Raw genomic sequence first — 16,289 nt, forward strand, 5'->3', positions numbered from 1 at the left:
TCTACGCGCGTTGCGGTGCCGATTCACCGTGCGGGACCCGGCAGTGGGCGCCCCGGTGCGGACACAGGCGCGCAAATCCACCCGGTCCCGCGGGCCGCGGCACGGGGAAGGCCCGGCGAAGGGGGTGCCGGAGCAGCCCCCCTGCCGAGCCTCCGTGGTGCGGTCGTGCGGTCCCGCCGTGCGCTACCGGTTCACCCGGTGCGGGTCACGGAGTGGACTTGACCTTGATCGCCCCCGAGATGATCTTCTGCTTGGCCGCGTCGAGCTGCGACTGGATGTCGCTGATGAAGCCGCCCGAAGTCGCCAGCGAGACACCGCCGTTGGCCAGGTCGTACGTGTTGGTGCCGGTCTTCGGCTTGCCGTCATGCACCGACTTGATCAGGTCGTAGACGGCCACGTCGACGTTCTTCACCGCCGAGGTGAGGATCTGCTTGTTGTACTTCGCCAGCGCCGGGTCCTGGTACTGGTCGGAGTCGACACCGATCGCCCAGGCGCCCGCCTTGCCGGCGACCGTCTGGATCGAGCCGTCGCCGGACAGGCCCGCCGCGGTGTAGATGACGTCGACGCCCTTGTCGAGCATGCCCTTGGCCTTGCCGGTGGCGGCGGCCGGGTCGGCGAAGCCCTTGGAGTCGGTCTCGTACAGGTACTGGTCGGTGATCTGGACGGAGGGCTTGGTGGCCTTGACGCCCTGGTCGAAGCCGGCCTGGAAGGTGCCGATCAGCGTGTTGTGCACACCGCCGATGAAGCCGACCTTGCCGGTCTTGGTCTTCAGCGCGGCGGCGACGCCCGCCAGGTACGAGCTCTGCTCGGTGGCGAAGGTCATGCTGTCGACGTTGCTCGCGTCCACCACGGAGTCGACGATGGCGAAGGTGGTCTTGGGGTACTTCTTGGCTATCGCCTTGACCGCGTCACCGTAGGTGTAGCCCACCGCGATCACCGGGTTGTAGCCTGCTCCGGCAAGCTGGTCCAGCCGCTCCTCGCGGTCGGACTCGGTCTCGTCCTGGCTGGCGGTCTGCTCCTTCTCGCCGAGCTTGAACTCCTTCGTGGCCTTGTCCATGCCGCGGGCCGCGGAGTCGTTGAAGGAGTGGTCGCCACGACCGCCGACGTCGTACGCCATACCGACGCCCTTGTCCTTGCCACCGCTGTCGGTGGAGCTGCTGCCGCACGCGGTCGCGGTCAGCGCGAGGGCCGCGGAGGCGACACCCGCGGCAGCGATCTTGGATACCCGGCGCAAGAGGGTCCCCTTCAGTTCGAAAGCGCCCCGTCCGGCGCTGGCTAAGCCGGAGCTTAACGCGCGTAGATGACAGGTAAAGACCGCATGAAGACCCGTTATCGGATCGACGCATTTCGACCTGGTGAAGCCCCGGTAGCCGGGGCTTCACCCCCAGTCAGGACAGCAGCGCAGCGGCGGTGAAGAGCTCCACGCCGACCGCGATCGCGCCCTCGTCGATGTCGAAGTCGCCCTGGTGCAGATCGCGTGCGGTGCGGTCGCCGACCGGCCGCACCCCCAGCCGCGCCAGCGCGCCCGGCACCTGCTCCAGGTACCAGGAGAAGTCCTCGCCGCCGAGGCTCTGTTCGGTGTCCTCCACGGTGTGCGCGCCGAACCGGCGCGTCATCGCCTCGCGCAGCAGCTCCACCGACTCCGCCTCGTTGACCACCGGCGGCACCCCGCGCTGGTAGGCGATCTCGCACTTGGCCCGGTACATCGCGGCGATCTGGTCGACCACCTCGTGCACCAGGTCCGGGGCGTCGTGCCAGGCGCCCAGCTCCAGGCAGCGGACGGTGCCCTCGAGTTCGGCGTGCTGCGGGATGACGTTCGCCGCGTGCCCGGCCTCCATCCGGCCCCACACGATGCTCAGCCCCGCGCGCGGGTCCACCCGGCGGGACAGCGCGGCCGGCACCTCGGCGGCGAGCTTCGCCGCGGCCATCACCAGGTCCGTGGTCAGGTGCGGCCGCGCGCTGTGGCCGCCGGGGCCGTCCAGCACCAGCTTCAGCCGGTCCGCGGCCGAGGTGATCGGGCCGACCCGCAGGCCGATCCGGCCGACCTCCACCTTCGGGTCGCAGTGCAGCGCGAGGATGCGCTCGACACCGTCGAGCACGTCCGCCTTGATCGCGTCCAGCGCGCCGCCCGGCATCACCTCCTCGGCCGGCTGGAACAGCAGCCGCACCGGGCGCGGCAGCCGGCCGAGCCGGTCCAGCTCGGCGAGTACCAGCCCCGCGCCGAGCACCACCGTGGTGTGCGCGTCATGGCCGCAGGCGTGGGCCTGGCCCTCCACGGTCGAGCGGTACGGGACGTCCTTGCGGTCCGGCACCGGCAGCGCGTCGAGGTCGGCGCGCAGCGCGAGCCGGCCCCGCCCGTCGTCGGCCGAGCCGATGTCGCAGACCAGGCCGGTGCCGGACGGCAGCACGCGCGGCTCCAGCCCGGCCTGCGCCAGGCGGGCCCTGACCTGTTCGGTGGTGCGGAACTCCTGCCGGCTGACCTCGGGGTGGCGGTGCAGGTCGCGGCGGAAAGCGATCAGTTCGGCGCGCAGCTCGTCGCTCACTGCGGCGTCTTCCGGCGCGCCGGACGGTGCTGAGGGTGAGTCATTCACCCAAGTCACGGTATGCCCCACGACCTGCTCCTCATCGGGTGATCAGAAAAACGATGTCCTGTTGTGCTCACGGGGAGGAGAAAGAATCGCCCGATCGGCGCATACCTGGTCATCCTCTGGGGTATGCCCTCCCTTTTGGGGCTAGGCCACCAACACTTCCATACTCCCGCACCCCCGTCCCAGAAGCGAGCCAACGCGCTCCCCGCGCGGGCCGGCACCTACTCGTCGACGGTGCAGGGGCCAGGGCCCAGCCGGTGGGGAGGCGGCGTCTCCGGCGCGCTGTGTCCGGGATGGAGCCGGCCGCGCTTGGTGCGTCGCTGATCAACCCGCTGCGATGTCGGCCTCGATCGCGTCGACGACATCCCTCAACTGGGAGCGGGCCGTGATGCCCAACTTGGGGAAGGCGCGGTAGAGGTGCGAGCCGACCGTTCGGGGGGACAGGAACAGCTTCTCCGCAACCTCACGGTTGGTCAGGCCGGTTGCCGCCAGCCGCACGATCTGCTGCTGCTGGGGCGTGAGCGCGGTGAAGGCGTTCGGCTCGGTTGTGCTCGTCTGTGCTCCCGCTGCCCGTAGTTCAGCCTGCGCGCGCGCCGTCCAGGGCCGGGCCCCCAGCCGCCGGAAGGTCGCTTCGGCCTCGGCCAGCGACGGGCGCGCCTCTGCGATACGGCGCCGCCGGCGCAGCCACTCCCCGTGCGCGAGCAGCGCCTGAGCCCGCTCCATTGGCCTGCGGCCGAGCACCGGGTCCGTCAGTGCCCGGGTGAAGTACGGCTCGGCCTCGTCGGGCGTGGAGAGGATGGCCCGGCTCAGCTGGACCAGGACCGCCCTGCGCGGCGCGAGATTGCCCGCGCTCTTCAAAGAGCGCTCGGCTGCGTCCACGGCGAGGGTGGCCTCGTCGTTCCTGCCGCAGCGGGCCGCGGCCGACGCGAGTTGGGGCAGGGCCGGGTAGGAGAGGTGGTAGTGGGTGGGATGGCCGTGGCCGTCGAAAAGGGCGCGGTAGTGCTGGTACGCCGTCTCGTGGTCGCCTTCCGCGGTGGCGGCGGTGCCCAGTGCACGGTGGGCGAGAACCATGATCCCACGGCTCTCCGCGGGGTCGACGAGTTCCAGGGCGTACCGGGCCTGGTCGCGGGCTCCGGCCAGGTCGCCACGCAGCGCGCGCACCATGGCGTCGGTGGCCGCGGAGCATGCGGCGGCGTGGTCCAGGCCCGCGGCGGACGCGACGGCCGCGAGTTCGGCGCAGGCCGTCTGCGCGCGGGCCCAGCGGCCTTGGTCGAGGTAGGCGAGGGCGGCAGTACCGCTCAGGCCGTTGGGGACCGGTCCCTTGGAGGCCCAGGACGCGAATGCGGTGTCGAAGGTTCCTGCGGCCAGGTCCGTCTCGTCGATCAGCCACGCGGCGATGGCCAGCAGGGTGAGAAGGTCAGGCTGATCGCCCACGGCCTTGACCAGGGTGGGCAGCCGCGACGGGAGACCGGGTTCGGCGGCCTCGGGACGCGCGACGGTCCTGGCCCAATCGCCGAGCAAGGTCCCCTGATCGGGGAGCGTGAGGCCATCGGGTTGCGTGGACGCCGATGCGACGGAGGCGTCGGCGTGCGTCAACAACCCTTCGATTTCCCGCAGTTGACTCGGGTCGGACGAGTAGAAACCGACTACGGATGCCGCGGCCACGGCCTCCACAGCGGCGGCGGGGGCGGTGTCCAGGAGCATCCGGGCCGGGCGTATGAGCTGCCCGAACGCGGCGCTGTGCGAGGTGGTCATGGCCATGAGCCGTCCGACCTGCACGGCGGCGAGCGCCGCGGCCGTCGGGTCGTCCGTGTCGGCGCGGGTCCGCGCAGCCAGTCGTTCGACGGTGCTCAGCTTGCCGGTCAGGACCGCCGTACGGGCGGCGGCGACGAGCAACCGGGCGCGCTCGGCCTGGACGGGGTGCAGTTGCGCGGCGCGCTCCAGCAGGTGCGTGGCGGCGGAGTACCCGCTGCGGCGCCGCGCGCGGTCGGCGCTGTTCTCGAGCTCAGTGGCCACCCGCGCGCTCGGCCCGGTCGTGGCGGCTGCGAGGTGCCAGGCGTATCGGTCGGGGTCGCGCTCGCGGTACAGCCCGGCCAGTTCCAGGTGGGCGGTGCGGCGCTCGTCGGCGGGGGCGGCCTGGTGGACGGCGAGGCGCACCAGTGCGTGGGCCGCGACCAGCCGTCCCCCGGACCGGCGCACGAGCCCGGCCTTCTCAGCGGGGGCCCACACCGGATCTCCGATGCCCGGGAGCCACGACAGCAGTGGCTGCGGCGGATCGTCGGCGTCCGCCGTTGCCAGGCGTACGATCGCGCGCCTTGTCGCGTCGGGCAGGGCCGCCAGCCGTTTCGCGTAGACGAGCTCCAGCCGGTCGGTGACCGGCAGGGGGCCGTCGGCGTCGCTCAGAGGGTACGGGCGCTCCGCGGCGGCGCGCGTAAGCTCCACCAGCGCCAGGGGGTTGCCCTCCCCTTGATCGAGGATCCGCTCGCGGGTGGCCGGATCGGTCTCCTCCGGCAGCCCGGCGAGCAGCAGCCGCGCCGCGTCCCGGTCCAGGGGAGGCAGGTCGATGGCCTGCTGCCACGGCACGAGTTCTGGCAGGACACCGTCGTGGGTGGCCAGCACCATCGTCACGGGCTCGTCGGCCAGGCGCCGGGCAGCGAAGGAGAGGGCGTCGAGCGAGGCGCCGTCGGTCCACTGGGCGTCGTCCATCACCAGCAGTACCGGGTGGTCGGCGGCGAGATCCGACAGCAGGGTGAGCACGCCCATGCCGATGAGCATCGGGTCAGGCGCCTCGTTCCGCTCGCCCAGTCCGAACGCGGTGCGCAGCGCGTCGCGCTGTCTGGGGGGCAGCCCGTCGATGCCGTCGCGGACCGGCCGCAGCAACTGATGCAGGGCGGAGAACGCCAGGTCGGTCTCGGACGGGACGCCGGCGGCGCGCAGCACCCGCCCGCCCGACGCCCCGAATCGCCCGGCGGCCCGAGCGACCAGGGTGGTCTTGCCCGCTCCGGGCGCCCCGATGATGACCAGTACCCCGCCCGTGCCGCGCGCCACGTCCACAACGGCGAGGATTTCGTCCTGCTCCGCCTGCCTGACAGCCGAGGACTCCGGGTGGGGCGCGTCGTCCTGTCCGGTGGCTCCCGTGGCGTGCTCATCCACCAGATCTCCAGACGTCGCGGGCGCGGTGCGGGGCCGTGGCCCGGTGGTGGCGTCCGGCCTGCTCCATCGACGTTACCAGGCGTTTTCCGCCACGACGGGGGCTGCGGGCGCAGGTGCAGTCAGGTGTGCGATACCGCCGGCACCGGTGCCCGTCCCAGGCTGGGACCCGTCCGAACAGACGTAGGAGAAAGCCATGTCCCTCACCTCTCCCGCCCCCTCCGCCACCGCGAACGGGCAGGGTGCCGCTGCGAACGGCGCCCTCGAACCGACGGTCAGCACCATCGAACTCGGTGATGTGCAGATCCACCGCGTCATCGAGTTCTCCGACACGACACCGATGACGACGGACGTCTTCTTCCCCAACAGCGAGCCCGAGGAGTGGAAGCTCCACACCGAACTGCTGGCGCCCCACCACTGGGACCCGGCCACCGACCTCACCCGCGCCGCCACCCAGTCCTGGGTGCTGCGCAGCGAGGGCAGGATCATCCTCATCGACACGGGCGCCGGCAACGACAAGTACCGACCACTGCAGCCGATCTGGTCCTATCTGCGCACCGACTACCTGGCCAATCTCGCCGCGGTCGGCATCCGGCCCGAGGACGTCGACATCGTCGTCAACACCCATCTCCATGATGACCACGTCGGCTGGAACACCCGCTTGGAGGGCAGGGACTGGGTGCCCACCTTCCCGAACGCCACCTACCTCATGCCGCAGCGCGACTTCGAGTACTGGAAGCCCGAGAACCTGCACAACACGGTGTTCGGGCGGGGCAACCAGAACGTCTACGAGGACAGCATCGACCCGGTCGTCGAGGCCGGCCTGGTAGAGGTCTGGGACGAGTCGTACACCATCGACTCCAACCTCCGCCTCGAGCTGGCCCCCGGGCACACCCCCGGCGCGTCGATCATCCACCTGGAGTCCGCGGGAGACCGCGCCGTCTTCGCCGGTGACCTGCTGCACGGCGCGATCCAGGTGCACGAGCCCCACATCAACAGCTGCTTCGAGGAGGACGAGGACGGCGCCCGCGCGAGCCGAGCGCGGATGTTCGCCCACGCCGCCGACAACAACGCCCTCGTTCTGCCGGCCCACCTGCCAGGCCACGGCGCCTTCGAACTGCGTCGGCGCGGTTCCGGCTTCGAACTCACCAACTGGGCGCCCTTCTCCCGGACCTGACCACGACGCCCGACCTGCGTACGACGACGGCGCGGGGCTGTGGGAAGGCGCCTGGTTCCAGGGCCGCAACCAGCGGGACGGCAACCAATGGGCCAGCCGATCACAGGTGCAGAAGGCCGAGCCCGGAACCGCGTTCGCCTACACGGTCCTCAGCTCGGTGCCCGTGCCCATCGTCCGCTGGGGCTCCCTTCGCCCGCACACCCGCAGGGCCAAGCCCGCAGAAGGACACGAGAGATGAGCCACCGCCCCGATCCCGTCGTCACCACAACACAGGGGGCCATCCGCGGTCTGCACCAGGACGACGGCATCGCCGCATTCCTGAACATCCCCTACGCCGCTCCTCCCCACGGCGGCGGCCGGTTCGCACCGCCCGAGCCGCACACGTCGTGGAACGGCGTGCGGGACGCCCGCATGCCGGGCCCCAACGCACCGCAGTCCGAGCGCAAGCTCGGCAGCATCGACATGTCCCCGTACTTCGGAACCGGTTGGAGCCGCGGCGAGGACTACCTCACCGTCAACGTCTGGACGCCCGCTGTCATGCGCGGCGACCTTCCCGTGATGGTGTTCGTCCACGGTGGCGGCTTCGTCGCCGGCTCGACACGGTCCGCCTTGTACGACGGAAGCGCCTTCGCCCGCGACGGCGTCGTGCTTGTCACACTCAACTACCGGCTCGGCATCGCCGGTTTCCTCGACCTGCCCGGGGCGCCCGCCAACCGCGGCCTGCTGGACGTCGTCGCCGCGCTGCAATGGGTGAACGAGAACATCGCCGCGTTCGGCGGTGCTCCGGACAACGTCACGCTCTTCGGCCAGTCAGCCGGGGCGACCATGGTCGGCGGCGTCCTCGCCGCCCCCGAGGCGGCAGGGCTCTTCCGTAGGGCGATCGTGCAGAGCGGCAGCGGCCTGGGAGCCTTCACCACCGAACAGGCCGCCCGCGTCACCGCCGCTGCCGCCGAGGCCCTCGGCATCAAGCCGCACGTGGACGCCTTCGCGGAGATCCCGGACGAGCGTCTGGTGGCCGCCGCCGCCAAGCTCGCCGGGATCGCATTGGAAACCGCCACCCACCGCGACCCGATGATCGGCCTCACGCCCTTCGGTCTGGTCCTGGACACCCAGCCCGCCGTATCCGTCGCTGCCGGACAATCGTCCGACGTCGACCTGCTCGTCGGGACCAACGCCGAAGAAGGCCGCCTCTACCTGGTCCCCGTGGACAGGTTCTCCTCCTCGACCGCCAAGGATCTGGAGGAGACGGCGGCGCGCTCGCACCCGAACCCGGCCCGGCTCATCGAGACGTACCGCACGACGCGTCCTGACGCGTCCTACGGCGAGCTGCGCTCAGCCATCATGGGCGACGCCTTGTTCGGCGTGGGCAGCCGGGCCCTGGCAGATGCCCATGCTGGTCGGGCCGGGTCCGCCACCTTCGCCTACGAGTTCGCCTGGCGCTCGCACGCCCTGGACGGAGAGTTCGGCGCCACGCACGCGGTCGAGTTGCCCTTCGTCTTCGATCTCACGCACCTGCCCCGACTGCACGGCCCCGCCGCCCTCCTCGGCCCGGACCGGCCCCCGGCCGATCTCGCGGCAGACATACACCGAACGTGGGTCCGGTTCGCCAGGACCGGTGACCCCGGCTGGGACCCCTACGACACCGAGCGCAGGGCCACGATGCGCATCGGTGCCGAGTGGACCCAAGTCGACGACCCGCACGGCCGCGAACGACAGGCGTGGAGCTGATGTGTGTGCCCCAGAGCGCGTTTGAGCAGTTCAGTGGGCTTGGCGTAGGGGTTCGGGGCCGGGCCGGGCGGCGGGTCGTCCACGGGCGGTCCCGGGCAGGTCAAGACGTGGCAACCCGGGGGGACCGCTCACGGACTCCCCAGGCGATACACCCCACCGCCGCCACACACAGCGCACCCCCGGTGACGAGGGCGGCGGTGCCCGACCAGGCGCCGGCGACCAGTCCGCCCCGCATGTTCCCGAGGTCGGGCCCGGCCTGCCCGACGATCTGCTCGGCCGCACCGACCCGCCCGAGCAGGGCGTCCGGCGTGTGGAGCCGTACGACCGTCCCGCGCGAGACCACCGCCACGGTGTCGGCCGCACCGGCGACCACGAGGCAGCCGAGCGCCTCCCAGGGGCGCGTCGCGAGCCCGAAGCCCATCAGCGCGACCCCCCACAGCGCGGACCCGCAGAACATGACGGCCCCGGGCCGCGCCCGCCGGGTGAACGCCCCGGACAGCACCGACGCCGCGATCCCGCCGACCGCGATCGCGGTGAGGAACAACCCGAGGGTGCGCGGACTCCCGCCGAACCGTTCGGCGTTGACCAGCGGGAAGAGGCTGATCGGCATGGACAGCACGGTGGCGGCCAGATCCGTGAGCAGGGCCGCCCGGACCACCGGGGTGCGGGCGAGGAACGCCAGGCCGTCGGCGATTCCGCGCAGCCCGGGCCGGGCCGGGGCACCGGCGCCCGCGGCCGTACCCCGGGGCGAGGGAGGCAGGCCGTACAGCCCGTACAGCCCGGCGGCGAAGGAGACCGCGTCGACCAGGTAGCACCCGCCGACGCCCCACGCCCCGATCACCAGGCCGCCGAGGGCGGGCCCGATCAGCATCTGCGCCTGGAAGGCGACCCGGTTGAGCGCGAGCCCGGCGGCGAGCGACTCCTTGGGCAGCAGTTGCGGCAGGAACGCCCCCGCGGCGGGCCCGGAGAACGCGCCGAAGGACGACTGCACGGCGAGCAGCCCGAGGACGGCGGCCACCGGGGCGGGCCCGGCGAGCCCCTGGACGGCGAGCAGCGCCGAGCACACCGCCTGGCCGACGGCCGCCAGCAGGCACAGCCGCCGCCGGTCCACCCGGTCCGCCACCGACCCGGCCCACAGCCCGAGCACGACCACCGGCAGTGCCTGCGCCAGCCCGACCGCGCCGCTCCACACGGTGCTGCCGGTGGTCTGCCACACCTGGTACATGACGGCGACGAGCGTCATCTGCCCGCCGAAGCCGGAGACCGCCCGCCCGGTCCACAGCCGCCGGAAGACCGGGGAGGCGCGCAGCGGCGCGGTGTCGACCAGTAAATGCCTCACTGCCATTCCGGGTCCTGTGCGAGCTGCGCGGCGATCCGGTCGTGGAAGCTGCGGCGGGCCAGCGCGGCGCGCATGTCCTCGACCACGCGGCTGAGCGGGTACGGCAGTTCCGCCTCCAGCTCGGCGCTCGCCCGCTCGGTGGCCCGCCACTCCGCCGCCAGCCGGCCCGTCAGGCGCTTGGCCTTCGCGGTCAGCGTCACCTTCTTCGTCCGCGCGTCCGCGCCCGGCACGGTCCGCACCAGCCCGGCCGTCCGCATCGCCGCGACCTTCTGGCTGACCGCGGAGTGCGTCAGGCCCACGGACGCGGCGAGTTCGGTGATCGTCATGGGGCCGCGCGCGTGCAGCCGCAGCAGCTCCCCCACGTGCGTGGGCCTGATCTCGCCGAGCGCCGCCGCCGCGTAGATCCGCGCGATGTCGTCGTCCATCTCGCGCATCAGCACCCACAGCGGCCGCCACAGCCCCTCCTCGCTGGGGTCGCTTCCCGCCGCGCTCCCGGGCACCTGCTCCTTGCCGTCCATTCCACGAATGTAACAGCACTTATATAAGCACTGTCAAAGAGCGGTCCGGACAACGGAGGCCGGGTTCCTAGCTCCCGCCGCCGGAGGCTGCGGGAGACGGCGTGGCGGGGCGCGGGCAGGACGAGGGGGAGGTGCGGGTGAGCTGCCAGCCGGGGGCGGTCACGACGATCCGGACCGGCTGCCGGGTGGGTTCGGGGGACACCTCGCCCGGGAGTGTCGCGGCGGCGGGGAGCGCCGAGGGCCACGCTTCGGCGGCGGTGCAGGCGAGTTGCTCCATCGCGAGCGCGTCGAGCCGGGGCCCGGCGGAAGGCAGCCGCACGGTGACCGTACGGCCCTGCACGCTCACCGGCACGGCTACCGGGTACCGGGGCAGGTGCGTGGTGAGGTCGGGGCGCCCGGCGGCGGCGGGCCCGGCCAGCAGCAGGTCCACCGCCGCCGCCTCCGGCTCCGCCTGGTCCGGCACCGTGTGCTCGGCCGCCTGGAGCCGGCCGTCGGCGTCGAGGAAGTAGACCAGCGCGACGCGCACCGCGGCCGGCCCGCTGGGCAGCGCGTCCGCCGGCACGCCCACGTCGATGACGCCGGTGGTGGGCACCCCGCACCCGGCGAGCAGCCCCAGCGCGGCGGCGCCCGCCGCACCGGCCGCGCCGGCGTGCCACGCCCGCCCGTCTCCTGCCCCGCGCCGTGCCCTCATGCCTCCTCCCCCGCGGGCCGCTCCGGCGACTCCGGCAGCTCCACCGTGAAGACGGCGCCGCCGCCCGCCGCGTTCTCCGCCCGGACGGCCCCGCCGTGCAACCGCACGTTCTCCGCGGTGATCGCCAGCCCGAGCCCGCTGCTCTCGCTCCGGGTGCGCGCCGAACTCGCCTTGTAGAACCGATCGAAGACGTACGGCAGTGCCTCCGGCGCGATCCCGGGCCCGCCGTCGGCCACCACCAGCCGCACCCCGGGCGGTTCCGCGTGCCGTGCCAGCGTCACGCTGACGGGCGGGGCGCCGTGCCGCAGCGCGTTGCCGACCAGGTTCGCCACCACCACGTCGAACCGCCGCGGGTCCACCGCCAGCCGCAGCTGCTCCGGCCCGGGCAGCCGTACCTCCACGCGTTCCTGCCAGCCGCGCGCGGCCAGCGTGCGCCGCACCGACTCGGCCAGGTCGATCTCGTCGAGGTGGAGTTCGGCCGCGCCCGCGTCGAACCGGGAGACCTCCATCAGGTCGTTCACCAGCCGCACCAGCCGCTCGGTCTCCTCGCTGATCAGCCGCACCGCCTCGGCGGTGCCGTGCTCCAGGCCCGCTGCCTCCTCGTCCAGCACGTCGGTGACCGCAGACATCGCGGCGAGCGGCGTGCGCAGCTCGTGCGAGACGTCCGCGGCGAACCGCCGGGCCTGCGCCTCCATCCGGCGCAGCTCGGACACCGAACGCTCCAGCGCCACCGCCGTCTCGTTGAACGCCGCCGACAAGTCGGCGAGTTCGTCCGAGCCGTTGACGCTGAGCCGGGTGTCGAGGTGCCCCGCGGCCATCCGGCGGGTGGCCTGGCGCAGCGCCCGCACCGGACGCAGCACCCCGCGGGCGACGAACAGCGCGAGCAGCACCGCCAGGCACAGCGCCGGCAGCGCGGCGCGCTCGACCGACCCGACCAGCGCGGTGACATAGCGCTGCTCGGTGGTCTGCGGCACCACGAGGTAGCAGGCCAGCCCGGACGCGACCCGCCCGCCGTCCCCGGTGCCGTAGACGACGGGCAGGCCGACCACCAGCGAGGAGCTGCCGCCGGTGTGCACGCGCTGGAAGACGGCGACGTTGCGGGTGCGCACCGACTTCCGCAGTTCCGCGGTGAGTTCGGGGAAGCGGTCGCCGGGCTGCGAACCGGCCCGCAGCCCGCCGTAGGTGGCCAGCACCCGCCAGTGCTGGGAGCGGTGCGTGGCGGCGAGGTTCTCCACCAGCGCGGTCAGATCCTGCTGCCCGGGCCGGGACGGGATGCCGGGGGTCAGGGCGTCCACGCTGTCGCGGAACTGGTTGACGACGGTGTCCTGGCTCTGCTGGAGCACACCGGTGCGCGCCTCGCGGAAGGTCAGGGCTCCGGTGCCGAGCGCGCTGACCGCCGCGATCAGGGCGAAGCCGGCGACGAGGCGGAAACGCAGGCTGCGTACGGCTCCGGGCATCCTGGCCATGGCGTCCGGCCGACCTCACACCGCGCGGAAGCGGTAGCCGAAGCCGCGCACCGTCTCGATGCAGTCCTGGCTCCCGCCGGACGCGCGGGAGTCGTCGGAGGCGGCGCCGGCAGCCGGGCCGGATGCCGCACGCGCGGCCGGCCCCGAGCGTCCGCCGCTGCCGCTGCCGCTGCCGCCGAGCTTTCCGCGCAGCCGCTTCACACACGCGTCCACCAGCCGCACGTCGCCGTGGTAGCTGTGCTCCCACACCTGTTCCAGCAGCTGCTGGCGGCTGAGCACCCGTCCCGGGGACGCCGACAGCGCCAGCAGCAGCCGCAGTTCGGAGGGGGCGAGCGGCACCGGCCGGCCGCGGTAGGTGACCGCCATGGCGGTGCGGTCCACCACGAGGTCGCCGTAGGTGCTCGGCGCCGGCCGGGTGCGGCCGGCCGCGTCGGGGTCGGCGCGGCGCAGCACCGCGCGTATCCGCGCCTCCAGCACGCCGGCCCGCACCGGCTTGACCACGTAGTCGTCGGCGCCCGCCTCCAGGCCGACCACCACGTCCACGTCGTCGCCGCGGGCGGTCACGATGATGATCGGGACCTGGTGGTGGTCACGTATCCGCCGGCAGACGTCGAGCCCGCGGATGCCCGGCAGCATCAGGTCGAGCACCACGACGTCCGGCCGGTAGGGCCGCAGGAGGTCGAGCCCCTCCTCCCCGGTGGGCGCGGACTCGACGGTGTGCCCGCGGTGCCGCAGCGCTACTTCCAGGCCCCGCCGGACGGCGGGGTCGTCTTCGATCAGCAGGACGCGGGGCACGCGCATCAGTATGTGGTCGCCCTGCGGGCGAGCGGCACGCCGGGACCGCTCCCGGGGCAACTGTTGCAGAACGGTCACACGGGCCGCGGGCCCTCCCACCGCCCCCCAGCAGGCACATCAGGCCGACTGTTACGGCTTCGTGACCGCGCGGGCCAGAGGTCATCATCTCCGGGCACGAGCCTGGAGCCGTTACGCACCGTACGCGGCCGCCCGGTCCCCCTCCCCCGCCGCCGTGGCACCGGTGCGCCGTCATGCCGTAGACCGGAGAGGACATGGAATGGGCACCAGGGCACGCAGGCGGAGGGCGACCGCACCCGCGGGCAGGGGCGCGGGCAGGCGGGCACCGGCCCGTCGCGGCCCGTATCTGCTCTTCGGACTGGTCTTCCTGGCGCTGCTCGGGGTGACGCTCGCCACGGTGCGCTCGGGCGGCCAGGCCCACGCCGGCACGTCGGCGGCAGCGGACGGCGGTGCGGACCGTACGGCCGGGAGCGGTGCCCCCTCGGCCGGGGCCACGGCGCCCGCGGCCGGCTCGCCGAAGACCTCCGCACCGAGGACCTCGGCTCCTCAGACCACGGCCCCGAAGACCACGTCGCAGGCCCCCACCACCCAGAGCGTCCCGGCGCACGGCTCGGGCAGCTTCACCACGGCCGACGCGTCGGCGAAGGCGGTCGGCCACGGTGACATCCGCCGCTACGAGGTGCAGGTCGAGGGCGGCACCGGGGTCGCGTCGCAGGCCGCGGCGAAGGAGATCCAGGACATCCTGGCCGACTCGCGCGGCTGGACCAAGGACGGCCGGGACGGCTTCCAACTCGTCTCGTCCGGCCCCGCCGACTTCGTGATCAAGATCGCCACCCCGGACACGGTGGACGCCATCTGCGGCGCCGCCGGCCTGCACACCCACGGCGAGGTCAACTGCGACGTCGGCGCGACAGTGGTGGTCAACCTCAAGCGCTGGCTGCTGGGTTCACCGCAGTTCCCCGGGCCGATCGAGGACTACCGGGCGCTGATCATCAACCACGAGGTCGGCCACCGCATCGGCCACGGCCACGAGGGCTGCCCGGGCGCGGGCAAGCTCGCGCCGGTGATGATGCAGCAGATCGACGGGCTGCACGGCTGCAAGGCCAACGCCTGGCCGTACGACAGCAAGGGCCGCTACATCCAGGGCCCGTCGGTCGCCTGACGGACCGATCTCCTTTGCGTGCAAGGCAGTTGGCGGAAAGTCCCGCCGGCGCTCAGCGCAGGGGGCCGAGCAGCCGGGCGTACAGGTCGAGCAGCGGTGCCGACTCGGTCTGCCAGGACCACTGGCGCAGCACCTCCACCTTGTCGTACGCCTTGCGGTAGCGGCGCGGGTTGGTCAGCACCGCGCCGACCGCGCGGACGAAGTCGGCGGTGTCGCCGGCCCGGAACACCTCGCCGTTGCCGGCCTCGAGGGTGGCCGCGGACATCGCCCGCACGTCGGAGACCACCACCGGCAGCCTGGCGTGGGCGTATTCGTAGTAACGGGTGGCCAGCACCGTCTGGTGGTACGGCAGTTGGTGCACCGGCAGCACCCCGATGTCGGCCGAGGACAGGAACGCGGGCACCTCGGGCACCGGCACGTACGGCACCACGTGCAGCCGGGCGTGCACGCCGATCTGGGCGGCGCGGTCGCGGAGTTCGGCCAGGTACGGGTGGTCGGGGTCGGGCACGACGAAGGCTGCGTGCAGGTCGTAGAGCTTCGGCAGCGCCTCCACCACGGTGGACGGGCCGCGGTCGGGGGTGACCGGGCCGGTGTGCACCAGCAGCGGGACGTCCGGTCCGAGCCGGCAGCGGGCCCGCACCCCGTCGTCGCGGCCGGCGGGCGGCGCGGTCATCGGCGGGGTGTTGCGGACCACCGTGGGCAGCGTGGACAGGTTGTGCCGGACCAGCAGTTCACCGGCGAGGCGGTCCCCGACGGTGACCACGCCGTCGGCCTCGCGGGCGTACGAGCGCAGCAGCGCGTCGTCGGCGACGGCCGCCCGGCGGGTGGCGGCGGGGATGCGCGGCGGCGCGTCCCACACCACCTCGATCCGGTGGCCCGCGCCCTCCGCGCGCAGCGCCGCCCGGATCGCCAGGGCCAGCGCGCGGTGCCCCAGCGCGTGGATCAGGTGCGGGCGGACCGCGTCGAGCACCGGCCCGTACGCGACCTCCTCGTCCAGCAGGGACGGGTCCAGCCGCCGCCAGGCGCGGCGGCCCAGGAGCAGGCGGGCGAGTTCCGCGGCGAGGTCGTCGAGGCGGGTGTCGGGGCTGCGGCGGCGCTCCACCGCGGCGCGGTACTGGGCTCCCCGCAGGCCGGTCCAGCCGGCGCGTACCGCCAGCCGCGCCGACGTCAGGCCGTGCCCGGCCCGGGCGAACGCCTGGAGCGGCAACGGGCGGTGCACCACGTCGAGTTCGGCGGCCCGGGTGGCGCCCAGCAGGCGGTGCGCGGCCAGCAGGGCGGTACGGCGCTCATAGGACTCCGCGGCGCGGTAGGCCAGCGGCCAGCGCAGGCCCGGGCGCGGACGGCGCTCGCGGTGGGCGCCGAGCGCGGCGCCGGCGGCCACTTCCCTGACGGTGACCTCCGGTTGGGTCTGCCGGGTGGTCTCCGCCGGGCCAGCGCCGACCAGGGTGACGGCGTACCCGGCGGAGTTCGCCGCCGCGGCCACGCGCAGGACTCGGGAGTCGCCGTCCAGTACGCCATCCGTCACGATCGCCGCGCGCAGCGTCGGCCGGGCTGAGGGCTCCGCCATTCCCGTATCCGACCCTACGGAAGTGAACGAACGCGACCCCCCGGGTTGCCTGGAGCTGTCGGCTCCGGGACCACCTGCCGGTGGGGGTCT

12 protein-coding genes are annotated in these 16,289 nt (G+C 73.4%); 3 read left to right on the plus strand and 9 right to left on the minus strand.

Annotated elements, in window-relative coordinates; genetic code table 11:
* Positions 1–205 precede the first annotated feature (205 nt).
* The 3 genes from AC3EVP_RS01150 to AC3EVP_RS01160 form a co-directional block, all read right to left on the minus strand.
* On the minus strand, positions 206–1,234 hold the full coding sequence (locus AC3EVP_RS01150; protein WP_435124879.1) for a BMP family lipoprotein: 1,029 nt from the start codon (positions 1,232–1,234) through the stop codon (positions 206–208).
* A 154-nt stretch (positions 1,235–1,388) separates the two neighbouring features.
* Positions 1,389–2,591 carry a M20 family metallopeptidase gene (locus AC3EVP_RS01155; RefSeq protein WP_435124881.1) on the minus strand — a complete coding sequence of 401 codons (1,203 nt, stop codon included), beginning with the start codon at positions 2,589–2,591 and terminating at the stop codon, positions 1,389–1,391.
* A gap of 321 nt (positions 2,592–2,912) precedes the next feature.
* Entirely contained in the window at positions 2,913–5,741 is a 2,829-nt protein-coding gene (locus AC3EVP_RS01160) for a helix-turn-helix transcriptional regulator (protein ID WP_435124884.1), read from the minus strand.
* A 193-nt stretch (positions 5,742–5,934) separates the two neighbouring features.
* Between AC3EVP_RS01160 and AC3EVP_RS01165 the strand changes: the two genes are divergently transcribed.
* Both AC3EVP_RS01165 and AC3EVP_RS01170 read left to right on the plus strand, forming a co-directional pair.
* Complete coding sequence (locus AC3EVP_RS01165) at positions 5,935–6,915, plus strand: MBL fold metallo-hydrolase (RefSeq protein ID WP_435124886.1); 981 nt, start codon at positions 5,935–5,937, stop codon at positions 6,913–6,915.
* A gap of 234 nt (positions 6,916–7,149) precedes the next feature.
* Complete coding sequence (locus AC3EVP_RS01170; protein ID WP_435124888.1) at positions 7,150–8,643, plus strand: carboxylesterase/lipase family protein; 1,494 nt, start codon at positions 7,150–7,152, stop codon at positions 8,641–8,643.
* A gap of 100 nt (positions 8,644–8,743) precedes the next feature.
* Here the strand turns inward: AC3EVP_RS01170 and AC3EVP_RS01175 are convergent, their stop codons facing one another.
* From AC3EVP_RS01175 to AC3EVP_RS01195, 5 genes are all read right to left on the minus strand, one after another.
* A complete protein-coding gene (locus tag AC3EVP_RS01175; RefSeq protein ID WP_435124891.1) occupies positions 8,744–9,988 on the minus strand; it encodes an MFS transporter in 1,245 nt (414 codons plus the stop codon).
* A complete protein-coding gene (locus tag AC3EVP_RS01180) occupies positions 9,979–10,500 on the minus strand; it encodes a MarR family winged helix-turn-helix transcriptional regulator (RefSeq protein WP_435124893.1) in 522 nt (173 codons plus the stop codon). Before AC3EVP_RS01180 ends, AC3EVP_RS01175 begins: the two co-directional genes overlap by 10 nt.
* A gap of 67 nt (positions 10,501–10,567) precedes the next feature.
* Positions 10,568–11,191, minus strand: a complete 624-nt coding sequence (locus AC3EVP_RS01185; RefSeq protein ID WP_435124896.1) for a GerMN domain-containing protein — start codon at positions 11,189–11,191, stop codon at positions 10,568–10,570.
* The gene (locus AC3EVP_RS01190) at positions 11,188–12,657 is read right to left on the minus strand and encodes an ATP-binding protein (RefSeq protein ID WP_435124899.1); all 1,470 of its coding nucleotides are present in this window, start codon (positions 12,655–12,657) and stop codon (positions 11,188–11,190) included. The genes AC3EVP_RS01185 and AC3EVP_RS01190 overlap by 4 nt, the downstream gene beginning before the upstream one ends.
* 15 nt (positions 12,658–12,672) lie before the next feature.
* Positions 12,673–13,452, minus strand: coding sequence for a response regulator (locus AC3EVP_RS01195; protein WP_435124902.1), 780 nt, complete (start codon positions 13,450–13,452; stop codon positions 12,673–12,675).
* Positions 13,453–13,729: 277 nt separating this feature from the next.
* On the opposite strand from AC3EVP_RS01195, the gene AC3EVP_RS01200 reads away from it, so the two are divergent.
* Positions 13,730–14,632: a DUF3152 domain-containing protein gene (locus tag AC3EVP_RS01200; protein WP_335981778.1), complete on the plus strand. Its 903-nt coding sequence runs from the start codon at positions 13,730–13,732 to the stop codon at positions 14,630–14,632.
* 52 nt (positions 14,633–14,684) lie between these two features.
* Here the strand turns inward: AC3EVP_RS01200 and AC3EVP_RS01205 are convergent, their stop codons facing one another.
* Positions 14,685–16,199, minus strand: coding sequence for a glycosyltransferase (locus tag AC3EVP_RS01205; RefSeq protein ID WP_435124906.1), 1,515 nt, complete (start codon positions 16,197–16,199; stop codon positions 14,685–14,687).
* Between the last annotated feature and the right edge of the window lie 90 nt (positions 16,200–16,289).

Source organism: Actinacidiphila sp. bgisy144 (assembly GCF_057708105.1).